The organism is Herbiconiux oxytropis (genome assembly GCF_024979315.1).
Classification (GTDB): domain Bacteria; phylum Actinomycetota; class Actinomycetes; order Actinomycetales; family Microbacteriaceae; genus Herbiconiux; species Herbiconiux oxytropis.
In genome coordinates this window covers 473169-493480 of record NZ_JANLCK010000001.1, presented here as the reverse complement: position 1 = coordinate 493480, position 20312 = coordinate 473169, and the positions used below count along the sequence as shown (strand labels likewise).

The window sequence follows — 20312 nt, the reverse complement described above, 5'->3', positions numbered from 1 at the left end:
AGACCTAGACCGTCAGGCGCCAGTCGGTCTCGTCGTCGTCGGCCACCGGGATGGGCAGCGTGAACGCCCCGGTCGGCGGATCGATGACGGTCGCCTCGTCGCGCCGGTGCCGCAGCACGCTGTCGATGTAGTCGGTGAGCGCCTCGGCGAGCGGCACGTCGCGGTTCTGCCGCTGGCTCATGAACCAGCGGTGCTCGAGCAGCTGGTGGAAGATCTCGGCCGGCTCGAGCTTGCCTCGGAGGTCGCGGGGGATGGCACGGATGACGGGCTCGAAGACCTTCGCGAGCCACTCGTGCGCCACCATCTCCTCGTCGTACTCCTTGCGGCCGTAGGTCGCCGTGTAGGAGTCGAGGTCGTTGAGCAGTCGCCTGGCCTGGTTCTCCTGGGCGTCGAGCCCGGTGAGCCGGAGCAGCCGTCTCTGATGGTGGCCCGCATCCACCACCTTGGGCTGGATGCGCACCGTGGTGCCGCCCTCGGTGGTCTTGATCGCGAGCTCCTCGATGTCGAATCCGAGGTCGTTGAGACGATCGACGCGCTCGTTGATGCGCCAGCGCTCGGAGGAGCTGAACGACTCGGAGCCCGTGAGCTCCTTCCAGAGCGAGCGGTAGGCCGCCACGATGCCGTTGGAGAGGGTGATCGGATCGAGGTCCTCGTCGGCTCGACCGCCGGCCTCGAGGTCCATCAGCTCGCCCGCGATGTTCACACGCGCGATCTCGAGGTCGTTCTCGCGCTGTCCGTTGGAGAGGCCGTCGTAGAGCTGGCCGGTCTCGGCGTCGACGAGATACGCGGCGAAGGCACCCGCGTCCCGCCGGAAGAGGGTGTTGGAGAGCGAGACATCGCCCCAGAAGAACCCTGCGATGTGCAGGCGCACGAGCAGGAGGGCGAGCGCGTCGACGAGCCGGGTGGCGGTGTCGGGGCGCAGCATCTGCGAGAACAGCGCCCGGTACGGGAGCGAGAACTTCAGGTGCCGGGTGACGAGCACCGATCGCAGCTCGTCGCCGTCGACCCCGGTGCGGTTGGTGATGACGGCGAGCGGGTCGACGCAGGGGATGTCGAGCTTCTGCAGGTTGCGCAGCATGTCGTACTCGCGCTTGGCCATCTCGTCGGTCGTCTCCTTGATGGCGACGACGTGGCCGGAGAGGTGCGCGAAGCGCACGAGGTGGCGGGAGATGCCCTTGGGCAGCGCGGCGATGTATTCGTCGGGCCACTCGTCGAGGGGCAACTGCCACGGCAGATCCAGCAGGGCCGGATCCGCCGTGGCGGAGGTGATCGAGAGGGAGGTCGTCACCGTCAGCTGACGACGGCCTTGTTGCCGAGGCGCTCGCCCGACTCGAGGTCGAACAGGTGCACGTGGTTCGGGGCGGCCGTGAGGTAGACCTTGTCGCCCACGAAGGGGTGCGAGCGGCCGTCGACGCGCGTGACGATGTCGGTGCGCTTGCCCTCGATCTCCGAGTGGCCGTAGAGGTAGCCGTCGGCGCCGAGCTCCTCGATCAGGTCGACCGTCACCTCGAGACCCTCGCCCGGGGTGGAGGAGAGCACGATGTCCTCGGGACGCACGCCGATCGTGGCGCTCGTGGCCGACGAGCTCGCGAGCGTCTCGCGGTCGACCGGCACCACGGAGGTGCCGAACTTCACACCTGCGTCGGTGAGGTCGGCGTGGAAGAGGTTCATGGCGGGGGAGCCGATGAAGCCGGCGACGAACACGTTGTTGGGCTTCTCGTAGAGGTCGCGCGGGGTGCCGACCTGCTGCAGGAGGCCGTCCTTCAGCACGGCGATCCGGTCGCCCATGGTGAGGGCCTCGGTCTGGTCGTGCGTGACGTAGACGGTGGTGACGCCGAGGCGCCGCTGCAGGCTAGCGATCTGGGTGCGGGTCTGCACGCGGAGCTTCGCATCGAGGTTCGACAGCGGCTCGTCCATGAGGAACACCTGGGGCTGACGCACGATGGCGCGGCCCATGGCGACGCGCTGGCGCTGACCGCCGGAGAGGGCCTTCGGCTTGCGGCTGAGGTAGGGCTCGAGGTCGAGCAGCTTCGCGGCCTCGAGCACGCGGGTGGCCCGCTCGTCCTTGCCCACGCCGGCGATCTTGAGCGCGAAGCCCATGTTCTCGGCCACCGTCATGTGCGGGTAGAGGGCGTAGTTCTGGAAGACCATGGCGATGTCACGGTCCTTCGGGGGGATGTCGGTGACGTCGCGGTCGCCGATCAGGATGCGGCCCTCGTTGACCTCTTCGAGGCCGGCGAGCATGCGCAGGGAGGTGGACTTTCCGCAACCGGAGGGGCCGACGAGCACGAGGAACTCGCCGTCGGCGACCTCCAGGTCGAGCTTGTCGACCGAGGCGCGCGTGGCGCCCGGGTAGATGCGGGACGCCTTGTCGAACGTGACAGATGCCATGATTCAAGTGCTCCTTCACCGGCAGGTACGTGCCGGACGATCCGTAGTGATGGATTTGATTCCGGGCCGGCGTCGTCGGCGGCCCACCGCACATTATGTCACGGGTGCAGGAGTACAGGATGTGCGCGGGCAACTCCCAGATCAGGTCCCTACTATCCTTGAGTCATCCCTCACGACCCCCGGAGTAGTACACGCATGAGCATCAGCGGAGCCGAAGACCCACGGCAGTCGAAGAACCAGCGACGCGAGGCGGCCCGCGAGAAAGCCAAGCAGCTCCGGGAGAGCCAGCGCAAGAAGGACGTGCGAAACCGCGTCATCCTGATCAGCTCGCTGAGCGTCGTCGTGATCGCGATCATCGTGGGCGTGACGCTCGTGATCACCTCGACCATCCGCCCGGCCGGTCCCGGCCCGGCCAACATGGCCAGCGACGGCATCCAGATCGGTGCGGGTCTCGTGGCTGTGCAGACCCCTGCGCTTGCTGCGGGCGAAGATCCCGTGCCGACGGTCAACGATCCGGATTCCGGCGTCGTCGACATCCGCACCTACGTCGACTACCTGTGCCCCTTCTGCGGCCAGTTCGAGGCCACCAACAACGAGCAGATGACCGAGTGGATCGAGTCCGGCGCGGCCACCGTCGAGGTGCACCCGCTGTCGATCCTCGACCGCGCCTCGCTCGGCACGCGGTACTCCACCCGTGCGGCCAACGCCGCGTCGTGCGTGGCGAACTACGCACCCGACCAGTTCTGGGCCTTCAACAAGCTCCTCTTCGACAACCAGCCCGAGGAGAACTCGGAGGGGCTCGACGACGCGACGCTCAAGGAGCTCGTCGGCGAGGCGGGCGTGACCGATCAGAACACGATCGACACCTGCATCGACGACGTAGAGTTCCGCGGCTTCGTGGCCGACTCCACCTCGCGCGCACTGCAGGATCCGCTGCCAGGAACCGACGAGCCGGTCAAGGGAACGCCGACCGTGCTCGTGAACGGGCAGAAGTACGAGGGCTCCATCACCGACGCGGACGCCTTCGCCGCCTTCGTGGTGCAGGTCGCGGGCGAGGCCTACGACACGTCCACCTCGACGCCCACGCCCACCCCGACCCCGACGCCCGCCCAGGAGCCGGCTCCGGCCGAGACGCCTGCCCCCACCGAGGCGCCCGCGGGCTGATCCGCCCGGCCGCGGGCTCCCGGGAGCTCGTGGCTACAATGAGGTGTTCCACACCAGCCGGCCTGGCGCAATTGGTAGCGCACCGCTCTTGTAAAGCGGGGGTTACGGGTTCGAGTCCCGTGGCCGGCCCCATGACGCCCGTCTTTCCGGGCCTACTGCGGAGTCGAATCTGATCCAGATTCGGCGCTTGTCATGATTTGTTAATGATGAGGAAATCTGCTGCTCTTCTCGAGCGCCTTCGCCCGCGCAGTCTCCATGGCCTCAGTCACCTCGTTGAGCTTGTCCGGCCACAGATGACCGTACGTATTCAGCGTCTCCGTGGCATCTCTGTGACCGAGCATTCGCTGCACTAGCTTCACGTCGGCGCCCGCCGCGATTGCCATGCTCGCGGCCGTGTGGCGCAGCTTGTGAGCCCACGCTCGACACCGCACTGCAGACACTCGAGCACGCACACGTCGCAACCTCACCTACCCTCGGCAACGGACACACCGACAACCTCGAGCAGCACCGAGACGCGTACTTCAACATCACCCACACCACACCCGCAGTGTCCTACACGGCATCAGCTCAGGCCAAGCGTGAGTAGAACGTAAACAACAACCACGGTGCCCCGACCGCTCACCGAAGTCGGGGCACTCACACCCCCACAGACCACCTGGCGGGAGTCCCAAGGGCACCCCCTCCCTGCGGACCTTCGGGGCGGGAACTTTCTGTTTGTACGGGTCTGGGGGATTTTGAGGGCCATGGATCCAGGCTGAAACCTGCCGCGGGATCGCCTCGAATCGAGCGGGGAGAGAAAAGGTGCTCGCCCCGGAGGTACTGGCAGGGATGGGCCTTCGGAGTGGCCCCACGGGCCGTTCGACGGACATGTGTTGGATTTTGCGACTACACGGTCAGGTAGATGAGGCCGGTCCCTCCGCGTTCCTAGGCTTGGCCCGAGAGACGCATGAAACGCTCGTACGCCTCTGCGTCCTGGGCGAGTTCTAGGTAGGCGATCTCGCGGCGCGTGCGCAGCATCTCTAGTTCAGTTGTGTCGGCGCTTGAGGCTGCCGCCCTAGCGGCGATCATCTTGGAGACAAGCTCGGTGAGGGGCTCGCCGATGGCGGAGCGGAAGTTGAATCCGAGCAGTTGCATGACGTTGACCATCTCGATCGATAGGAGCGGTTCGATGAGACCCATCATTTGTTCCGTGCGCGCGGAGTCGTTTCCGCTTTGCTCGGCGAACTTCTCGATGATTGGGAGGACGTTTTGCGTGATGTACTGCACGTCCCCGCTCGACAGCCGTTGCGCTACTAGTTCGGCTTGATATGCCTGGGCAATTCGAGTTAGATCGTTTTTCTCGCCAATGAGTTCTGTAATGATCTGTTGGAGTCCGTCAAGTGTTTCCTGGTCCTGTTTCTTCGCCTTTAGAGCATTGACGCGATCCCAAACCAGTTGCGCGGAATTGCGTGCCAACGAGCCGGCGAGGCTAACTCCCAAGGACTGCACTTCGGGGCTGATATCCAATTGAAACTCCTTACTTTGACGCCAATTGAGCCTTTGCCCCCGGCCGTTTGTGCAGGCGATCTACGTCCAGGGCGACAGTCCGTCTAGCGCGCTCTCGAGTTGACTGAAGTGAAAGTTCTGCGCCCCTAAAGCCTTGTTGCATGCGTCTTCGCTGGTGGGCTCGGACCCGGTCCCGCACAAACCTTCTAGATCGATGGACTTGAGACCACTTAGTGGTACGCGAAGATCTGCGATTGCCGTCGTCATCGATGGCGGGATAGCGAGTGCATCAAGATCGTCCAGAGCGAGCTCCGCGGTGATATTGATGGTCTTTGCTTCCATGAAGCAAGAGGTGCCTTTCATCTCGTCGAGAGGCCCCTCTCCGAGAACCCATACCGTGCGACACTCGAACGCCCCGTCCAAGGTCTCTCGCCAGTCGGTGGCGCGCTTTGCGATGACCGATGCCACCTCAGCTTCGGTCGCGAACTCAGGCGTTGGGGTCGGTGTCGGGGTTGGAGTGGAAGCGACCGGGCTGGCGGCGCAACCAGTCACCAAGAGCACATGTGCGACTGCCAGTACGGCGCGCATCATCTTCATGGGTTCCTCGACAATCGTTGCCTGAGCCTACAAGTGTTGAAAGGAACGAGATGGCCCCAGTCCGGGGCTGGCATGAGATCAGGGAGTCCCGTAGTCTCGCGCCCATCACTAGCGGGGGAGATCTCATGGGTACGGACACGCTCAAAGTTGCGAGCGAAGTAATCAATCGCATCTACGAAGCTGAAGCTTTCTCGATAGATGAGCAGAATCGAACCTGGCTAGACCAAGCCGCAACACAAATCGCGCTGATCGCCGGGGATGACGAGATTCGGTTCATAGACCACGAAATCAACGTCGGCAGTTCCGTAGCGGGGCGGATCGTCGCCATCACAGACAATCTCCTCATCGTCGCGGACGTGGACCCGGAGTCCTCCGGCGGTTTGGAATCCGTGCGGATCATTGCCAGAAGGTCGCTGGTTTCGTTGAAAATTGAGCAGGTGACGAACGCTATCAAGTACGAGGGTGGTGACTGGCCGAGGGCGCTCCGGGTCACTCTCGGCTACGGGGGTGAATCCTTCTCTTTACCGTTCCATAAGTGGCGGCGTCATCTGGTCGCTGAGATGTCGCTTCTTGTTCCGTCTCTCGCCCGAGATCTGAACCACTGATCGGCTACGCCCAGGCAAGGTTTGCTACGGCCGGCTGGTCTGCTTGCTCACTCGGACCAATATCGCGCCGACCACATGGATGATGAACCATGCGTCCTCTAGCTCAGCAGGCGATGAGTTGTGCCCGTCGCCACTGGCGCTGCGATCGGCTGACACCCAGTGGAAGACCTTCTCAATAGCCTCAAGCATTGGGGCGTCGTGGGCGCTGAGGATCTTCTTCTGTTTTGCGGACTTGATGAGGGGGCCGAGGGCGTTTCCATCGCACCCAAGCAGCGTGAGGGCCTCCTGTAGTGCTGTCCCCGCGTCGGTTACAGCATCGGCAGCATCGCCTCGGGACAACTCACTGAGCGCCTTCTGATAGGCGGCCTCGACAGGTGCCCACGTCGGTTCTGATAGGAGTCGCAGCGTCGGCTCGACCACCTCGACATGCAGCTCTCGCGAGCTGAATGGAACCATCTCCCCCTTCACCATCTCAAAGCTGAGTCGGTGCTCTCGGAGCAGGTTGTTCACGAGCTTTTCGTATGTCGGACGCAGATCTCTGTTTCCGCGGGTCAAGCGAACGTTGCTGGATTGGCACGCAAAGTACCATGCCTCGAGAACGGTTGGCATCATGTCATCCGGCGCGGAAACCATGTACTTCCGATAGTCATATATCTCGCCATAGTTGTCGTCGACGAGCGATGTCCAGCCCTCGTCGAAGAGAATCAAGCGTCTTGCCTCGACATCGATGTCGCCTCGCTCTTGCGACAGCACTCCCATGATTTGCTGGAAACGGATCCTAAGTGGTTCCGAGAATTCGTCTGTCCAGAATGATTCGCCTGCCGCTTCTCGTTGCGCAATATCCGCCAGGCGACGTCGCCGGTTGTGAAGCATCTATTTTCCCCCAAGAACAATCTCGATTGCCAGAGGCACACTATCGCCCCCGCAGGTCATCAACGGATGCTCCCGGCCACACGGTCGTTTGCTTGGCGCTGACGCGACCCTTTTTCGATCATCCGATCCCACGCCAGTTGAGCGAGCACTCGAGGGTCCTGGTGGTAGCCAACGAGTTCGCGCCGACTCGGGTCGGAGCTCCACGTGACCAACCGATACCATCGGCTCGTCTTGCTGTCGTAGCCAAACCGAAGTTCGCGGATGACTCCGAACGGCTCTCCGAACGTTGACTGTCTGAGCACCCATTCGCAGGGTTCGGCGGTCTGGATTGGGTGCCAGGTCGGCAAGGCTGCTCCTCTCAAGGGAGCGCGCCGGCCCGCGCGGTTCGATGGTAGACAGAGCCACCGACGACACGCCAAACGTGCCCTACGGCTTCAACAAACGCCTGACGTGGTCGTACTGCAGCCGGCGCTGACTTGGGCTGGGAACTTCAGGCTTGTGTTCAATCTGTGCGCGGATCGTGTCGAGATGGGCGGTGCTGAAGCGGACTGTACGAGCGCCGAGCTTGCTCGAAGGCCATTGCCCCGATCGTGCTCGAGCTCGAACGAACTCCGCTGAGAGATGGAACATCTCTGCTAGATCCTCGGGCGTGTAGTAGCGCTCGGACTCGTCCACGGGTCTACCTCTCGGCTCCGAAGCTAGCTGCGGCGCGTCTCGACTATGGACGACGACACCCATGCGTGTACGTCGTCTTCACCGCAGAACACCGTCTTCGGGGTTGGCTTCGCATACCTCGGCCCCTGTCCCTTGCCGCGCAGGTACTCGACGCGGCGCACTGTCATGCCGGGTAGCATCTCGCAAACCTGCTCGGGCGAAAGCCATTGCTGAGTTCGACCTTCGGAATCTTCCACGAAAGGAATCGTACGGAACTCCGGTCAAGGCGGGCTGTCATGATCTGCTCATGATGCCACCTGAACGATGACCAATCACGAACATCGCTGGTAGATCTCCGTGACCTCAGTTCGCCCCAGAATCACGCGGAACTATGGTCTAAACAGACGTGAACGGATGGTGACTCAACACCGTCAATAGAAAGCGGGGGTTACGGGTTCGAGTCCCGTGGCCGGCCCCATTCCCTCCTGTCTGGACCGCTGCGCCTGCTCCGGCTGGTGACCTTGCTCATGCTCCTGAACCGCACCGCCGTGAGCAAGCTGATGCGTGCTCACTCGGCGCAGATCGCCCAGCTGCAGGCCACGCTCGACGCCCAGGCCCGCGGGCGGTAGTTCGGGGCACGGAGACGCAGGACGGTCAGGCGCGGAGGCGGGCGCGGCGGTCGAGGGTGAAGGAGACGGTGAGGACCGCGAGGCCCAGGGCGGCCAGGGCGACACCGACGGCGGCGGGGGAGAGGTAGCCGAAGCCCGCCGCGATGACGACTCCGCCGAGGGCCGCCCCGAGGCTGTTGCCGATGTTCAGGGCCGAGTGGTTGAGGGCCGCCGCGATCGACTGGGCGTTCTGCGAGACATCCATGAGTCGCGTCTGCACCGCGGGAGAGCACGCGCCGGCGAAGATGCCGATGAAGAAGATGCTGATGAGCAGTCCTGCGACGGTCTGCGCGGTGAGGGCGAACGCGAGCACCGAGAGCCCGACACCGAGCAGGCCGAGCGTGAGCGACAGCTTGACCGAGCGGTCGGTGAGCCAGCCGCTCACGAAGGTGCCGACGGTCATGCCGACACCGAAGGCCACCAGCACCCACGGCACGAAGCCCTCGTCGAGCCCCGTCACGTCGGTCACCACCGGGGCCACGAAGGTGTACACGGCGAAGATGCCGGCGAAGCCGATCGAGCCGAGCAGCAGCGTGAGCCACACCTGCACCCGGGTGAAGGCCGAGAGCTCGTTGCGGAGGGTGGCGCCGGGGTCGCCGGGTCGCAGAGGCACCGTGATCGCGATGGCGATCAGGGTGATCACGAAGATGACGGTCACGAGGAGGTAGGTGCTCCGCCAGCCGAACGACTGTCCGAGATGCGTGCCGATCGGCACCCCCACCACGTTGGCGATGGCGAGCCCGCCGAGCACGAAGGCCACGCCGCGAGCGCGCTTGCCCGGCCCCATGAGCGAGGCCGCGACGAGCGAGGCGATGCCGAAGTAGGCGCCGTGCGGCAGGGCGCTGAAGAATCGGGCCGCGAGTACGAGCTCGAACGAGGGCAGAATCGCCGAGAGCAGGTTGCCCACCACGAACACGCCCACGAGCAGCACGAGCAGGCGCTTGCGCGGCCAGCGGGCTGCAGCCGCCGCGATGGTGGGAGCCCCCACGACCACGCCGAGCGCGTAGGCCGACACGAGCCAGCCGGCCTGCGCGTTCGCGGCGGCAGGATCTGCGGCGTACTGGGCCGGCAGGAGGTCGGCTGCGATGTTCGGCAGCAGTCCCATCGTGACGAACTCCGTCACACCGATCCCGAAGCCGCCGAGCGCGAGCGCGAGGATCGCGAGCCAGCGCCGCGCGGGAGAGTCCACGCCCGGCCCGCTCAGAGGCTCGAGAGGTGCTGCTCGACCTTGACCCGGCTCCGCGCCCGGGGCTTCCGGGCGCGCTCCGGCAGCCCTCCCACGTAGAGCCAGCCGAGCAGCTCCTCGTTCGCCTCGAGCCGATGGGCCTTGCGCACAGCCTTCGTGCGAGTGAGCGAGCCCGTGCGCCAGAAGACCCCCCAGCCCGCCTCGTCGAGCAGCAGCGAGATGTTGTGGGCCACTCCGGATGCGACGGCCTCCTGCTCCCAGCGCGGCACCTTCTTGGAGCCCAGCGACGCGACGATCGCGAGGATCAGCGGGGCCCGGCGGGCCTTCTGCCGATGCTTCTCGGCGTCTTTGCCCTTCTTGCCCTCGGCCTTGGCGAAGCCGTCGCCGACCCGGTCTCGGGCGTCACCACGGATCTCGATGACCCGCCACGGGCGCAGACCGCTGTGGTCGGCGAGCTGGCCGGCTGCTTCGACGACCGAGACGATCTCGGCGTGGGTGGGCGAGACATCCGTCACCTTCGACGACGACCGCCTGACGAGCATCGCCTCGCGGGCGCCGCTCACGCCTCGTCGGCCGATTCGAACGTGAGCGAGACGGAGTTCATGCAGTAGCGGTCGCCCGTGGGGGTCTGCGGGGCGTCGTCGAAGAGGTGCCCGAGGTGCGAGCCGCAGTTCGAGCAGCGCACCTCGGTGCGCACCATGCCGAGCGAGCGGTCCTCGATGAGCTCGACCGCGTCGGATCCGCTCGGGTCGTAGAAGCTCGGCCAGCCGCAGTGCGAGTCGAACTTGGTGGTGCTGCGGAACAGCTCCTGGCCGCAGGCCTTGCACTTGTAGACGCCCTCGCGGCTCTCGTCGAGCAGTTCGCCCGTCCACGGCCGCTCGGTGGCGGCCTGGCGGAGCACCGCGAACTCCTCGGGCGAGAGCTCGCTCTGCCACTCGTCGTCGGACTTGGAAACCTGATAGCTCATTGCTGCTCCTGCGCGTGCTGGGGGACCTTCGATCATCCCACTAAACTCTGGCACGTGCCCGACCACGCCCTCATCGCGAAGCCCTGGAGCGAACTCTCGGTCGAGGAGCTCTACGCCTTCGTGAAGCTCCGCACCGACGTCTTCCTCGTGGAGCAGAAGGTCGACGAGGCCGAGCTCGACTGGCGCGACGCCGAACCGACGACGCTGCACTACTGGATCGAGCGCGACGGCGTGACGGCCGCCTACCTCAGGGTGCTCGAGGATGCCGAGCCGGAGCACGCCGACGCGCGCCGCCTGATCGGCCGCGTGGTGGTGCACCCGGATCACCGCGGAGTGGGACTCGCGCTCGCCCTGCTCGAGCGGGTCGTGGCCGACTGGGGGCGCGAGGCGCTTCTGCTGCACTCGCAGAGCTACATCGCCCCGCTCTACGCCCGCGCCGGATTCGAGGCGTTCGGCGGGGAGTACCTCGAAGCGGGCATCCCGCACATCTCGATGTACCGGGCCGGCCGCGCCGACTGACGCCCCCGCGCGTGGCTATCGGCTCCCGCCAAGCCGCGCGCCAATATGATGTGGCTCATGTTGGACGACCGCGACACCCGCATCCTCCGCTTCGAGCGGAGCTGGTGGCGGCACGCGGGGGCGAAGGAGCAGGCGATCCGCAAGGAGTTCGGCCTCTCCTCGGCCCGGTACTATCAACTCCTCGGTGCGCTGATCGACTCCCCGGCCGCACTCGCCCACGACCCGATGCTCATCAAGAGGCTCCAGCGGGTGCGCGACGCGCGACTTGCCGCACGCTCCGCCCGCCTCCTCTCGCGCGACGACTAGGACACCCCCTCACCCATGTCATTCCCAGAGGACAGCTTCGACCGCCTGCCCGCCCATCGAGAGCGCGTGGGCGCCCATCGCGGACCGGCGCCGCGCGGCCGCGGCTGGATGGTGCTCGCGTGGGCGGCCCTCGCCACCGTGCTGCTCGTGGGCGGCGGCATCACCTACCTCGCGGTGATCAACGACAACATCCAGTTCACCGATTCCAACAGCCAGGCGGCCACCCCGGCGCCGGAGGAGACGGCAGCGCCGGAGCCCGTCGCGCCGATCACCGACGGCACCCTGGCCGTGACCATCCTCAACGGCACCGAGAACGTCGGCCTCGCCGGCCGCGTCGGCGAGGCGGCCGCGGCCGGCGGCTGGAACGTGGCGACCCAGGCCAACGCCAGCACGACCGACTTCGCCACGACGACCGTGTACTACGAGGATCCGGCCAACGAAGCCGCCGCCCTCGGGCTCGCCCAGCTCCTCGGCGGGGCCGCCATCGAGCTGTCGTCGAACTTCCCCGGCGCCGCCCTCACCGCGGTGCTCGGAACCGACTACGCAGGCCCCGGCCTCGAAGCTCCCGTCGCCTGATCGGCCGCAATATTACGCGCGTGTTTCAGTCGTGTTGAGTTGCGGTCACGATGTGCAGAATTCACCGTGCGCCCCGGCGCGCGTTGATTAGTATCTGGAAATGGTCGTGGCAACTGTGTCACCTCTGCAGAAACACAGCACTTGGGAGTAACAATGGCGAACGGAACCGTCAAGTGGTTCAACGCTGAAAAGGGCTACGGCTTCATCACCGTCGACGGAGGTGGACAGGACGTGTTCGTCCACTACTCCGCGATCGACATGTCGGGCTACAAGGTCCTCGAAGAGGGCCAGCAGGTCGTGTTCGAGGTCGGAACCGGGTCGAAGGGGCCTCAGGCCGAGTCGGTCCGCTTGGCGTGACGCGCCGGATCCGCCGGGGTCCGCGCTCGCTCGGTCGACGCTAGTCTGTGCTGGTGGTCAGCCGAGTGAATGGTGCCGTGCGCATCGCAGCGGGGTCCGTCGCCTTCGTGATGGCCGTGGCTCTCGTCGCGTGCACGGGCGATGACTCGCAGGCCCCGCCGAGCACGGTCACGCCCACCGCCGCGTTCTCATCGGACTTCGTCGAGCCCGAGCCTCTCGTGCCTGCGCCGCTGCGCGGTACCCTCGTGCCCGAGGGAGCCCTCACCGGCCCGTCTCTGGCGGCGAAGGTCGACAACCACGAGGAGGCGCGACCCCAGCTCGGGCTCGAGCGCACGGACATCGTGTTCGAGGAGCTCGTGGAGGGCGGCCTCACGCGATACGTGGCGATCTGGCAGTCGGACGTGCCGGAGCTGATCGGGCCGGTGCGCTCGATCCGCCCCATGGACCCCGACATCGTGTCGCCCTTCGGCGGCATCATCGCGTTCTCGGGCGGCCAGGAGCAGTTCGTCGACATGATGCGGAACACCCCGGTCTACAACGCGATCCACGGCGAGAGCGACACCGAGTCCACCTTCTACCGGATCGACGGGTACTCCAGCCCCCACGACGTCGTGGTGCGCGCCCAGCAGCTGATCTCCGAGCATCCCGACCTCGCGGCGCCCGCCCAGCAGTTCGCCTACTCCGTCGATGCTCCGTCCTCCACCGCAGGCCTCGACGGCGCCCCCACCGCGTCGATCGACCTCCGCTTCTCGGACGAGCGGTTCCCGGGCTGGGTGTGGGACGGATCATCCGGAACCTGGCTGCGCTCGCAGGAGGGCTCGCCGGACCTCGATGCCGAGGGCGCCCAGCTCTCGGCGGTCAATGTCGTGACCCTCCGCGTCGACGAGGTCTACGACTACGACGCCGAGGTGCCGCAGGCCGTGATGGTGGCCTCGGGTGAGGCGTGGGTCTCGACCGGAGGGAAGACCGTGCACGCCACGTGGGCGAAAGATGCACCGACGGCGCCGATCCGGCTCGTCGACGATCTCGGGGCGACGGTGCGCCTGGCGCCGGGAAACACCTGGGTCGAACTCGTGCCCAACGATCAGGGCACCGTGACGATCGTTCCTCCTGCCGCGTAACGCGGCGTGACGTCACTTGCACTCGGGCATCCCGAGTGCCAATATTGGTTTAGCACTCGAAGCAACTGAGTGCTAACCACCTGAATCTTTGATGACGTCCAGGGAGGACGAGAAACACACATGGCAAAGATCATTGCTTTCGATGAAGAGGCCCGCCGCGGCCTCGAGCGCGGCCTGAACATCCTCGCCGACGCCGTGAAGGTGACGCTCGGCCCGCGCGGCCGCAACGTCGTCCTCGAGAAGAAGTGGGGCGCTCCCACGATCACCAACGACGGCGTGTCCATCGCCAAGGAGATCGAGCTCGACGACCCGTACGAGAAGATCGGTGCCGAGCTCGTCAAGGAGGTCGCCAAGAAGACCGACGACGTCGCGGGCGACGGCACCACCACCGCCACCGTGCTCGCTCAGGCCCTGGTCAAGGAAGGCCTCCGCAACGTGGCCGCCGGCGCCGACCCGATCTCGCTCAAGAAGGGCATCGAGAAGGCCGTCGCCGCCGTCTCGGCCGAGCTGATCAAGAACGCCAAGGAGATCGAGACCAAGGAAGAGATCGCCGCCACGGCTTCGATCTCGGCCGCCGACCCCGAGATCGGCGCGATCATCGCCGAGGCCATCGACAAGGTGGGCAAGGAAGGCGTCGTCACCGTCGAGGAGTCGAACACCTTCGGCACCGAGCTCGAGCTCACCGAGGGCATGCGCTTCGACAAGGGCTACCTGTCGGCCTACTTCGTGACCGACCCCGAGCGCCAGGAAGCGGTCTTCGAAGACCCCTACATCCTGATCGTCAACTCGAAGGTCTCGAACATCAAGGACCTGCTGCCGATCGTCGACAAGGTCATCCAGACCGGCAAGCAGCTCCTCATCATCGCTGAGGACGTCGACGGAGAGGCGCTCGCGACCCTGGTCGTGAACAAGATCCGCGGCATCTTCAAGTCGGTGGCCGTGAAGGCCCCCGGCTTCGGCGACCGTCGCAAGGCGCAGCTGCAGGACATCGCGATCCTCACCGGTGGCCAGGTCATCTCCGAGGAGGTCGGTCTCAAGCTCGAGAACGTCACCCTCGACCTGCTCGGTCAGGCCCGCAAGGTCGTCATCACCAAGGACGAGACCACGATCGTCGAGGGTGCCGGCGACGCCGAGGCCATCGCCGGCCGCGTGGCCCAGATCCGCGCCGAGATCGAGAACAGCGACAGCGACTACGACCGCGAGAAGCTCCAGGAGCGCCTCGCCAAGCTCGCCGGTGGTGTCGCGGTCATCAAGGCCGGTGCCGCCACCGAGGTCGAGCTGAAGGAGCGCAAGCACCGCATCGAGGATGCTGTGCGGAACGCGAAGGCAGCCGTCGAGGAGGGCATCGTCGCCGGTGGTGGCGTGGCCCTCATCCAGGCCGGCAAGACCGCCTTCGCGAACCTCGAGCTCACGGGCGACGAGGCGACCGGTGCGAACATCGTCAAGGTCGCCATCGAGGCGCCCCTGAAGCAGATCGCCTTCAACGCCGGCCTCGAGCCCGGCGTCGTCGCCGCCAAGGTCCGCGACCTCGACTACGGTTGGGGCCTCAACGCCGCCACCGGCGAGTACGTCGACCTGCTGGCTGCCGGCATCATCGACCCCGCCAAGGTCACCCGTTCCGCTCTGCAGAACGCGGCGTCCATCGCCGGCCTCTTCCTCACCACCGAGGTCGTCGTCGCCGACAAGCCCGAGAAGAACCCGGCCCCGGCCGGTGACCCCACGGGTGGCATGGACTTCTAGTCCACACGCCTTCGGGCATCATGCACAGGGCGGTCCCTCCGGGGGCCGCCCTTCTGCGTGCGGGCTGTACGCTTCAAGGGCGGGGCCTCCATCCGGATCGGCTCAGGCGGGAAGAGGGTGTCGTGTCACAACGGGCTTCACGCCACGGCGGGAGATCGGCGTTGATCGTCGACGATTCGGAGGATCAGGCGCACCTGCTGCAGGTGCATCTCGAGCGTCTGGGCTTCACCGTCTCGATCGCCGGGACGGCGGAGGACGCGATCGAGTCGTACCGCCGCATCGAGCCGGCCGTGGCCGTGGTCGACCTGCTGCTGCCCGGGATGGACGGCTGGCAGCTCGTCGACGCCATGAAGGCGGAGGTGCCAGGATCCCGGCTCGTGGTGACCTCGGTGCTCGGCACCGAGGATTACCCGACGGCGGATGCGGTGCTGCCGAAGCCGTTCACGTTCCGGCAGATCGCACACACGATGGACAGCATCTTCCCGCCCGGCTAGCGGGGGAAGTCTCGAGGGGCGCGAGCACGATGAACGTACTGATTGCCGATGACGACGCGGATCTCCGCGAGCTCGTCTCGATCGCGGTCCTCAAGGCGGGTTTCACGGTGACCGCCGCCGTGGGCACGGGCACCGACGCCTGGGCGATGCTGCAGAACTCGGCCGTCGACCTCGCGGTGCTCGACATCTCGATGCCGGGCATGACCGGTCTCGAGGTCACTCGGCTGGCGAGGGCGGAGCCCGGCCTCGAGCAGCTCGCCGTGCTCATCATCACGGCAGACGGCTCGGTGACCATCGGGGCCGAGGCGGAGGCCGCCGGCGCGAACGGACTCCTCACGAAGCCGTTCCAGGTGCGCGAGCTCGTGCGACTGCTGCGCGAGCACGCCCCGGCGGGTCGATGAGCGAGCGCAGCGCCGACGAATCGACGGCGGGAACGTTCGGATCGTGGCCGCCACTGCTCAAGCACGGCGCAGCCCTCACCGGTTTCGCGCTGGCGACCCTCATCCTCGTGTCGCCGATGGACATCGCGGCCGTGGTGTGGCCGGTCGTGGTGGCAGACGCTCTCATGCTCGCGGCAGCGGTGTTCGCGATCGTGCTGCCGCGCTCCTCGCTGTCGCCGCGGTGGGAGATCGTCATCCCTCTCGTCACCTTCGTGGCCGTGGCGCTGCTGCGCACGGCCACGGGAGGCCAGCTCTCGCCGTTCGGCGCCCTCATGATCATCCCGGTGGTGTGGATCGCATCCCAGCCGGGGCTCCGCTACGTGCTCATCTCGTTCGCGGGGGTGCTCGGTGTGGTGGCGGTACCGTTCGTCGTCGGCATCTCGTCCGTGTCGGTGGCGGCCGACGTGGCGCGCCTCGTGTTCACGCCGGCGGTGTTCGCCATCGCCGCCGTGCTCATCAACCAGATCGCGCGGGTGCAGAACGACCGGCTGGTGCGTCTGCAGCGGCTCGGCCTCGAGCGCGATCGCCTCGTGCAGTCGCTCGAGGACTCGACGCGGGAGGCGCTCCGCCGACAGGAGCAGACGCTCGAGGCGGCTCGCCTCCGGGACAGCGTGTGGGAGGCGATCACGGGGCACGCCATCATCGGAACCGATCTCGACGGCACCGTGAACGTCTGGAACCGCGGCGCAGTGTCGCTCCTCGGCTACTCCAGCACCGAGGCGATCGGGCGGCTGGACATCCTCGACGTGCACCCGCGCTACGACGAGGCGCGCTCGGCCCTGCGGGGCGGGGCGGATGCTCCCGAGGCGACCGACTGGACGTATGCGCGAAAGGACGGCACGACGTTCCCGGCTCACGTGCTCGTGACCGAGCGGTTCGACGAAGACGGCGATCCGGCCGGATTCATCTTCGTCGCCACCGACGAGACGGAGGCCACCGAGCTCCAGCGGCTGAAAGACGAGTTCACGAGCCTGATCTCGCACGAGCTGCGCACACCGCTGTCATCGATCCTCGGCTACGTCGAGCTCCTCCGGCCCGAGGACGACTTCGACGACCCGATGACGGATCAGCAGCTGAAGTACCTCGACGTCGTGGACCGCAACGCCAGGCGGCTGCTGCAGCTCGTGGGCGACCTCCTGTTCACGGCGCAGGTGGGTTCAGGCCGCTTCACCATCGAGCCGGTGCCGACCTCCCTGACGGGCCTCGTGCGGGCCGCGGTCGACACCGCGACGCCGGCGGCCGACGAGGCGCACATCACTCTCACCGTCGTGACGCCGGACGACGACGTCAATGCGAGCGTCGATCCGGTGCGGATCGGCCAGGCCCTCGACAACCTGCTCTCGAACGCCGTCAAGTTCACGCCGCGCGGCGGCTCGGTCACGATCGGCCTCGAGAGCGCTCCCGGCGCCGCCCGCCTGATCGTGGCCGACACGGGCATCGGCATCCCCGCCGACGAGGTGGCCCGCCTCTCGGAGCGCTTCTTCCGCGCCAGCACGGCCACCCAGCACGCCGTCAAGGGAGTGGGCCTCGGCCTCACGATCACGAAGGCCATCGTCACCGCCCACGCCGGCACCATCGACATCGACAGCACGGTAGGCGCCGGCACCACCTTCACGGTGGAACTGCCCCTCTAGCCCCGTCGCGCAGGGCGGGGACCGGCGCGACCGTAGCACCCGACCGAAGCCCGGGCGCTACTCCAACAACGGCAATGTGACCCGGAAGGTGGCGCCCCCACCCGGCGTCTCGAGCGCCTCCACGGTGCCGCGGTGGGCGGCCACGATGGAGGAGACGATGGCAAGGCCGAGGCCCGATCCGCCCGTCTCGCGGGTGCGGGAGGAGTCGGCGCGCCAGAACCGCTGGAAGATCTTCTCGCGGATCTGCGGGGGGATGCCTTCGCCGTGGTCGACGATGTCGACGGTGGCGACCCGACGCTCTTCATCGACCTTCACGGCGAGCTCGATGGGGGAGTCGGCGTCGGTGAAGCGCAGGGCGTTGCCGATGAGGTTCGTGAGCACCTGACGGATCTTGTTCTCCTCGGCGAGCACGATCGGGCGCGTGGCGGCCGTCGGTACGGCGACCGGGCCGGTGGCGCTCGGCTCGTCGGCGGCCGGGGCGAGCGGAACCACCGGCTGGGTGTCGCCCTTGGCGGTGCCGGGTCGAGGCCGACGCCGGAGCCTGGCGAGCGTCGCGTTCGCGAACGCGATCGGGCGGGTCGCCGTCGACGGCGTGCGCGATCCGTCTGCACCCGCGGCGTCGTCGTCGGGGGCCTTCTCTTCGAGCGCCGGTCCGAAGGTCACCGCGGCGGGGTCGTCGGGCGTGATGACGGACACGACTCGGCCCGGGCTCGCCGCCCTCGCGTCCATGGCCGCGTCGAGGGTGAGTGGCACGAGGTCGACGGGCTCGAGCTGCAGCGGGCGGGTCTCGTCGAGGCGGGCGAGCTCGAGGAGGTCCTCCACGAGCGTCCCCATCCGGATGGCCTCCTTCTCGATCCGGTCCATCGCCTGGGAGACGTCTTCGGGCGTCTGCAGGGCGCCCATCCGGTACAGCTCGGCGTACCCCCGCACCGAGACGAGCGGGGTGCGCAGCTCATGCGAGGCATCGCCCACGAAGCGGCGCATCTGGTCGATCGTGCGTGCGCGGTCGGCGAAGGCGCGGTCGATCCGGGCGAGCATGGTGTTGAGCGAGCGGTTGAGCCTGCCCACCTCGGTGTTGGGCGTGACGTCCGACATGCGCTGGCTGAAGTCACCTCCGTCGGCGATGGCGGCAGCGGTGCGCTCGACCTCGCGGAGGGGCCCGAAGGTGCTCGTGACGAGCAGCCTCGTGAGCATGGCGCCGAGGATCACGACGCCCACCCCGAAGGCGAGGAAGATCGAGAGATAGGTGGCCGTGGTGCGCTCGGTCTCGAAGAGCGACTTGGCGATGATGACGTTGCCCTGCTCGGTGCCGCCGAAGAGGTAGACCTGCGCGGCGACGGCGTGCCACTCCATCCGCCCGTCGTGCGACTCGATGCTGAACACCTTGCCGTCGAGTTCGTTCGCCTGCTCGAGCGTGACCTGCACGTTGGGCATCTCCTCCGGCTCGCCCTCGCCCCAGTTGCTGGCGAGCAGGTTGCCCGAGGAGTCGACGAGCCCCACGAAGTAGTCGGTGGGCGCCGAGGTGATGTCGGCCACGTCGAACTGCTCCGGAGTGGCCGACGGCCCGAGGAACGGCGAGGGATCGCGGTCTCCCGCGTCGAGCTGGGTGTCGACCTGCTGCAGCAGGTAGGTGCGCAGCACGATCATGGTGCCGACGCCCGAGACGACCAGCCCGAAGGTGAGCATGAGCACCGTGACACCGGTGATCTTCGTGCGCAGGGAGACGGCGCTCCACTGCTTCAGGATGGCGTTCAGCATGGCGTGAGCAAGGCTACCCTCCCGGGCTGATCAGACCTTGCTCACCTTGAGCATGTAGCCGAAGCCGCGCTTGGTCTGGATGAGCGACTCCTCGGTGTGCGCGTCGAGCTTGCGCCGCAGGTAGGAGATGTAGCTCTCGACGATCCCGGCGTCTCCATTGAAGTCGTACTCCCAGACGTGGTCGAGGATCTGCGCCTTCGACAGCACGCGGTTGGGGTTCAGCATGAGGTAGCGCAGCAGCTTGAACTCGGTGGGGGAGAGCTCGATGGCCGTGTCGCCCACGAAGACCTCGTGCGTGTCCTGGTCCATGGTGAGCTCGCCGGCGCGGATGATCGCGTCTTCGTCGGCCTGCATGGTGCGCCGGAGGATCGCCTTGATGCGGGCCACGATCTCGTCGAGGCTGAAGGGCTTGGTGACGTAGTCGTCGCCCCCGACCGTGAGGCCCGTGATCTTGTCCTCGGTGTCGTCCTTCGCGGTGAGGAAGAGGATGGGCGCGGTGTACCCGGCGGCGCGCAGCCGCTTGGTGACACCGAAGCCGTTCATGTCCGGCAGCATCACGTCGAGGATGATGAGGTCCGGCTCCTCCTCCAGCACGGCGGAGATGGTCTGGGCGCCGTTGCTCACGGCGCGCACCGCGAAGCCCGCGAAACGCAGGCTCGTGGTGAGGAGATCGCGGATGTTCGGTTCGTCGTCGACGATGAGGATGCGAGGGCCGGTCATGCGTCCATTCTCTGCGGGTTCGCTGGGCGAAAGCTGGGAGCCTGTCGCATGCCCGGA

23 protein-coding genes and 1 tRNA gene are annotated in these 20312 nt (G+C 66.7%); 12 read left to right on the top strand and 12 right to left on the bottom strand.

Annotated elements, in window-relative coordinates:
* Positions 1-4: 4 nt before the first annotated feature.
* Both N1028_RS02415 and N1028_RS02410 read right to left on the bottom strand, forming a co-directional pair.
* On the bottom strand, positions 5-1288 hold the full coding sequence (locus tag N1028_RS02415; protein ID WP_259525169.1) for a DUF4032 domain-containing protein: 1284 nt from the start codon (positions 1286-1288) through the stop codon (positions 5-7).
* 2 nt (positions 1289-1290) lie between these two features.
* A complete protein-coding gene (locus tag N1028_RS02410; RefSeq protein ID WP_259525167.1) occupies positions 1291-2391 on the bottom strand; it encodes an ABC transporter ATP-binding protein in 1101 nt (366 codons plus the stop codon).
* Between the two features lie 195 nt (positions 2392-2586).
* Between N1028_RS02410 and N1028_RS19725 the strand changes: the two genes are divergently transcribed.
* Positions 2587-3555, top strand: a complete 969-nt coding sequence (locus N1028_RS19725; protein WP_310795559.1) for a DsbA family protein — start codon at positions 2587-2589, stop codon at positions 3553-3555.
* Positions 3556-3611: 56 nt separating this feature from the next.
* A tRNA-Thr gene (locus N1028_RS02395) sits at positions 3612-3687 on the top strand.
* Positions 3688-3755: 68 nt separating this feature from the next.
* On the opposite strand, the gene N1028_RS02390 is transcribed toward N1028_RS02395, so the two are convergent.
* From N1028_RS02390 to N1028_RS02380, 3 genes are all read right to left on the bottom strand, one after another.
* Complete coding sequence (locus N1028_RS02390; RefSeq protein WP_259525335.1) at positions 3756-3986, bottom strand: tyrosine-type recombinase/integrase; 231 nt, start codon at positions 3984-3986, stop codon at positions 3756-3758.
* 493 nt (positions 3987-4479) lie between these two features.
* Entirely contained in the window at positions 4480-5061 is a 582-nt protein-coding gene (locus N1028_RS02385) for a hypothetical protein (RefSeq protein WP_259525165.1), read from the bottom strand.
* A 60-nt stretch (positions 5062-5121) separates the two neighbouring features.
* Positions 5122-5637, bottom strand: coding sequence for a hypothetical protein (locus N1028_RS02380; RefSeq protein WP_259525164.1), 516 nt, complete (start codon positions 5635-5637; stop codon positions 5122-5124).
* A gap of 125 nt (positions 5638-5762) precedes the next feature.
* On the opposite strand from N1028_RS02380, the gene N1028_RS02375 reads away from it, so the two are divergent.
* Positions 5763-6242 (top strand): hypothetical protein, encoded by a 480-nt coding sequence (locus tag N1028_RS02375; protein WP_259525163.1) that lies wholly within the window; start codon positions 5763-5765, stop codon positions 6240-6242.
* 24 nt (positions 6243-6266) lie between these two features.
* Here the strand turns inward: N1028_RS02375 and N1028_RS02370 are convergent, their stop codons facing one another.
* From N1028_RS02370 to msrB, 5 genes are all read right to left on the bottom strand, one after another.
* The gene (locus tag N1028_RS02370) at positions 6267-7115 is read right to left on the bottom strand and encodes a hypothetical protein (protein ID WP_259525162.1); all 849 of its coding nucleotides are present in this window, start codon (positions 7113-7115) and stop codon (positions 6267-6269) included.
* Positions 7116-7813: 698 nt separating this feature from the next.
* Entirely contained in the window at positions 7814-8026 is a 213-nt protein-coding gene (locus tag N1028_RS02365) for a helix-turn-helix transcriptional regulator (RefSeq protein ID WP_259525161.1), read from the bottom strand.
* A gap of 397 nt (positions 8027-8423) precedes the next feature.
* Positions 8424-9626, bottom strand: coding sequence for an MFS transporter (locus N1028_RS02360; RefSeq protein WP_259525160.1), 1203 nt, complete (start codon positions 9624-9626; stop codon positions 8424-8426).
* 11 nt (positions 9627-9637) lie between these two features.
* Positions 9638-10165, bottom strand: a complete 528-nt coding sequence (locus N1028_RS02355) for a nitroreductase family protein (protein WP_259525334.1) — start codon at positions 10163-10165, stop codon at positions 9638-9640.
* Positions 10166-10182: 17 nt separating this feature from the next.
* On the bottom strand, positions 10183-10590 hold the full coding sequence (gene msrB / locus N1028_RS02350; protein WP_259525159.1) for a peptide-methionine (R)-S-oxide reductase MsrB: 408 nt from the start codon (positions 10588-10590) through the stop codon (positions 10183-10185).
* 54 nt (positions 10591-10644) lie between these two features.
* Between msrB and N1028_RS02345 the strand changes: the two genes are divergently transcribed.
* The 9 genes from N1028_RS02345 (at position 10645) to N1028_RS02305 (ending at position 17777) form a co-directional block, all read left to right on the top strand.
* Positions 10645-11109: a GNAT family N-acetyltransferase gene (locus tag N1028_RS02345; protein ID WP_259525157.1), complete on the top strand. Its 465-nt coding sequence runs from the start codon at positions 10645-10647 to the stop codon at positions 11107-11109.
* A gap of 57 nt (positions 11110-11166) precedes the next feature.
* Complete coding sequence (locus tag N1028_RS02340; RefSeq protein WP_310795558.1) at positions 11167-11415, top strand: DUF3263 domain-containing protein; 249 nt, start codon at positions 11167-11169, stop codon at positions 11413-11415.
* A 15-nt stretch (positions 11416-11430) separates the two neighbouring features.
* The gene (locus tag N1028_RS02335) at positions 11431-11991 is read left to right on the top strand and encodes a LytR C-terminal domain-containing protein (protein ID WP_259525155.1); all 561 of its coding nucleotides are present in this window, start codon (positions 11431-11433) and stop codon (positions 11989-11991) included.
* A 153-nt stretch (positions 11992-12144) separates the two neighbouring features.
* Positions 12145-12348, top strand: a complete 204-nt coding sequence (locus tag N1028_RS02330; RefSeq protein ID WP_259486230.1) for a cold-shock protein — start codon at positions 12145-12147, stop codon at positions 12346-12348.
* A gap of 53 nt (positions 12349-12401) precedes the next feature.
* Positions 12402-13469, top strand: a complete 1068-nt coding sequence (locus N1028_RS02325) for a DUF3048 domain-containing protein (RefSeq protein ID WP_259525154.1) — start codon at positions 12402-12404, stop codon at positions 13467-13469.
* 120 nt (positions 13470-13589) lie between these two features.
* Positions 13590-15209 (top strand): chaperonin GroEL, encoded by a 1620-nt coding sequence (groL, locus tag N1028_RS02320; RefSeq protein ID WP_259525153.1) that lies wholly within the window; start codon positions 13590-13592, stop codon positions 15207-15209.
* Positions 15210-15370: 161 nt separating this feature from the next.
* On the top strand, positions 15371-15703 hold the full coding sequence (locus tag N1028_RS02315) for a response regulator (protein ID WP_259525152.1): 333 nt from the start codon (positions 15371-15373) through the stop codon (positions 15701-15703).
* A 29-nt stretch (positions 15704-15732) separates the two neighbouring features.
* Positions 15733-16104: a response regulator gene (locus N1028_RS02310; protein WP_259525151.1), complete on the top strand. Its 372-nt coding sequence runs from the start codon at positions 15733-15735 to the stop codon at positions 16102-16104.
* Positions 16101-17777: a sensor histidine kinase gene (locus tag N1028_RS02305; RefSeq protein WP_259525150.1), complete on the top strand. Its 1677-nt coding sequence runs from the start codon at positions 16101-16103 to the stop codon at positions 17775-17777. Before N1028_RS02310 ends, N1028_RS02305 begins: the two co-directional genes overlap by 4 nt.
* Positions 17778-17834: 57 nt before the next feature.
* On the opposite strand, the gene N1028_RS02300 is transcribed toward N1028_RS02305, so the two are convergent.
* Both N1028_RS02300 and N1028_RS02295 read right to left on the bottom strand, forming a co-directional pair.
* On the bottom strand, positions 17835-19535 hold the full coding sequence (locus tag N1028_RS02300; protein ID WP_259525149.1) for a sensor histidine kinase: 1701 nt from the start codon (positions 19533-19535) through the stop codon (positions 17835-17837).
* 30 nt (positions 19536-19565) lie between these two features.
* On the bottom strand, positions 19566-20255 hold the full coding sequence (locus N1028_RS02295) for a response regulator transcription factor (RefSeq protein ID WP_259525148.1): 690 nt from the start codon (positions 20253-20255) through the stop codon (positions 19566-19568).
* Between the last annotated feature and the right edge of the window lie 57 nt (positions 20256-20312).

What these genes read in the sequence shown, in the direction of transcription:
- N1028_RS02410 (WP_259525167.1), bottom strand. Translation starts at nt 2,391, where the DNA reads ATGGCATCTGTCACGTTCGACAAGGCGTCCCGCATCTACCCGGGCGCC.
- N1028_RS19725 (WP_310795559.1), top strand. Translation starts at nt 2,587, where the DNA reads ATGAGCATCAGCGGAGCCGAAGACCCACGGCAGTCGAAGAACCAGCGA.
- N1028_RS02380 (WP_259525164.1), bottom strand. Translation starts at nt 5,637, where the DNA reads ATGAAGATGATGCGCGCCGTACTGGCAGTCGCACATGTGCTCTTGGTG.
- N1028_RS02375 (WP_259525163.1), top strand. Translation starts at nt 5,763, where the DNA reads ATGGGTACGGACACGCTCAAAGTTGCGAGCGAAGTAATCAATCGCATC.
- N1028_RS02370 (WP_259525162.1), bottom strand. Translation starts at nt 7,115, where the DNA reads ATGCTTCACAACCGGCGACGTCGCCTGGCGGATATTGCGCAACGAGAA.
- N1028_RS02355 (WP_259525334.1), bottom strand. Translation starts at nt 10,165, where the DNA reads ATGCTCGTCAGGCGGTCGTCGTCGAAGGTGACGGATGTCTCGCCCACC.
- msrB (WP_259525159.1), bottom strand. Translation starts at nt 10,590, where the DNA reads ATGAGCTATCAGGTTTCCAAGTCCGACGACGAGTGGCAGAGCGAGCTC.
- N1028_RS02340 (WP_310795558.1), top strand. Translation starts at nt 11,167, where the DNA reads ATGTTGGACGACCGCGACACCCGCATCCTCCGCTTCGAGCGGAGCTGG.
- N1028_RS02335 (WP_259525155.1), top strand. Translation starts at nt 11,431, where the DNA reads ATGTCATTCCCAGAGGACAGCTTCGACCGCCTGCCCGCCCATCGAGAG.
- N1028_RS02330 (WP_259486230.1), top strand. Translation starts at nt 12,145, where the DNA reads ATGGCGAACGGAACCGTCAAGTGGTTCAACGCTGAAAAGGGCTACGGC.
- groL (WP_259525153.1), top strand. Translation starts at nt 13,590, where the DNA reads ATGGCAAAGATCATTGCTTTCGATGAAGAGGCCCGCCGCGGCCTCGAG.
- N1028_RS02310 (WP_259525151.1), top strand. Translation starts at nt 15,733, where the DNA reads ATGAACGTACTGATTGCCGATGACGACGCGGATCTCCGCGAGCTCGTC.
- N1028_RS02305 (WP_259525150.1), top strand. Translation starts at nt 16,101, where the DNA reads ATGAGCGAGCGCAGCGCCGACGAATCGACGGCGGGAACGTTCGGATCG.
- N1028_RS02300 (WP_259525149.1), bottom strand. Translation starts at nt 19,535, where the DNA reads ATGCTGAACGCCATCCTGAAGCAGTGGAGCGCCGTCTCCCTGCGCACG.
- N1028_RS02295 (WP_259525148.1), bottom strand. Translation starts at nt 20,255, where the DNA reads ATGACCGGCCCTCGCATCCTCATCGTCGACGACGAACCGAACATCCGC.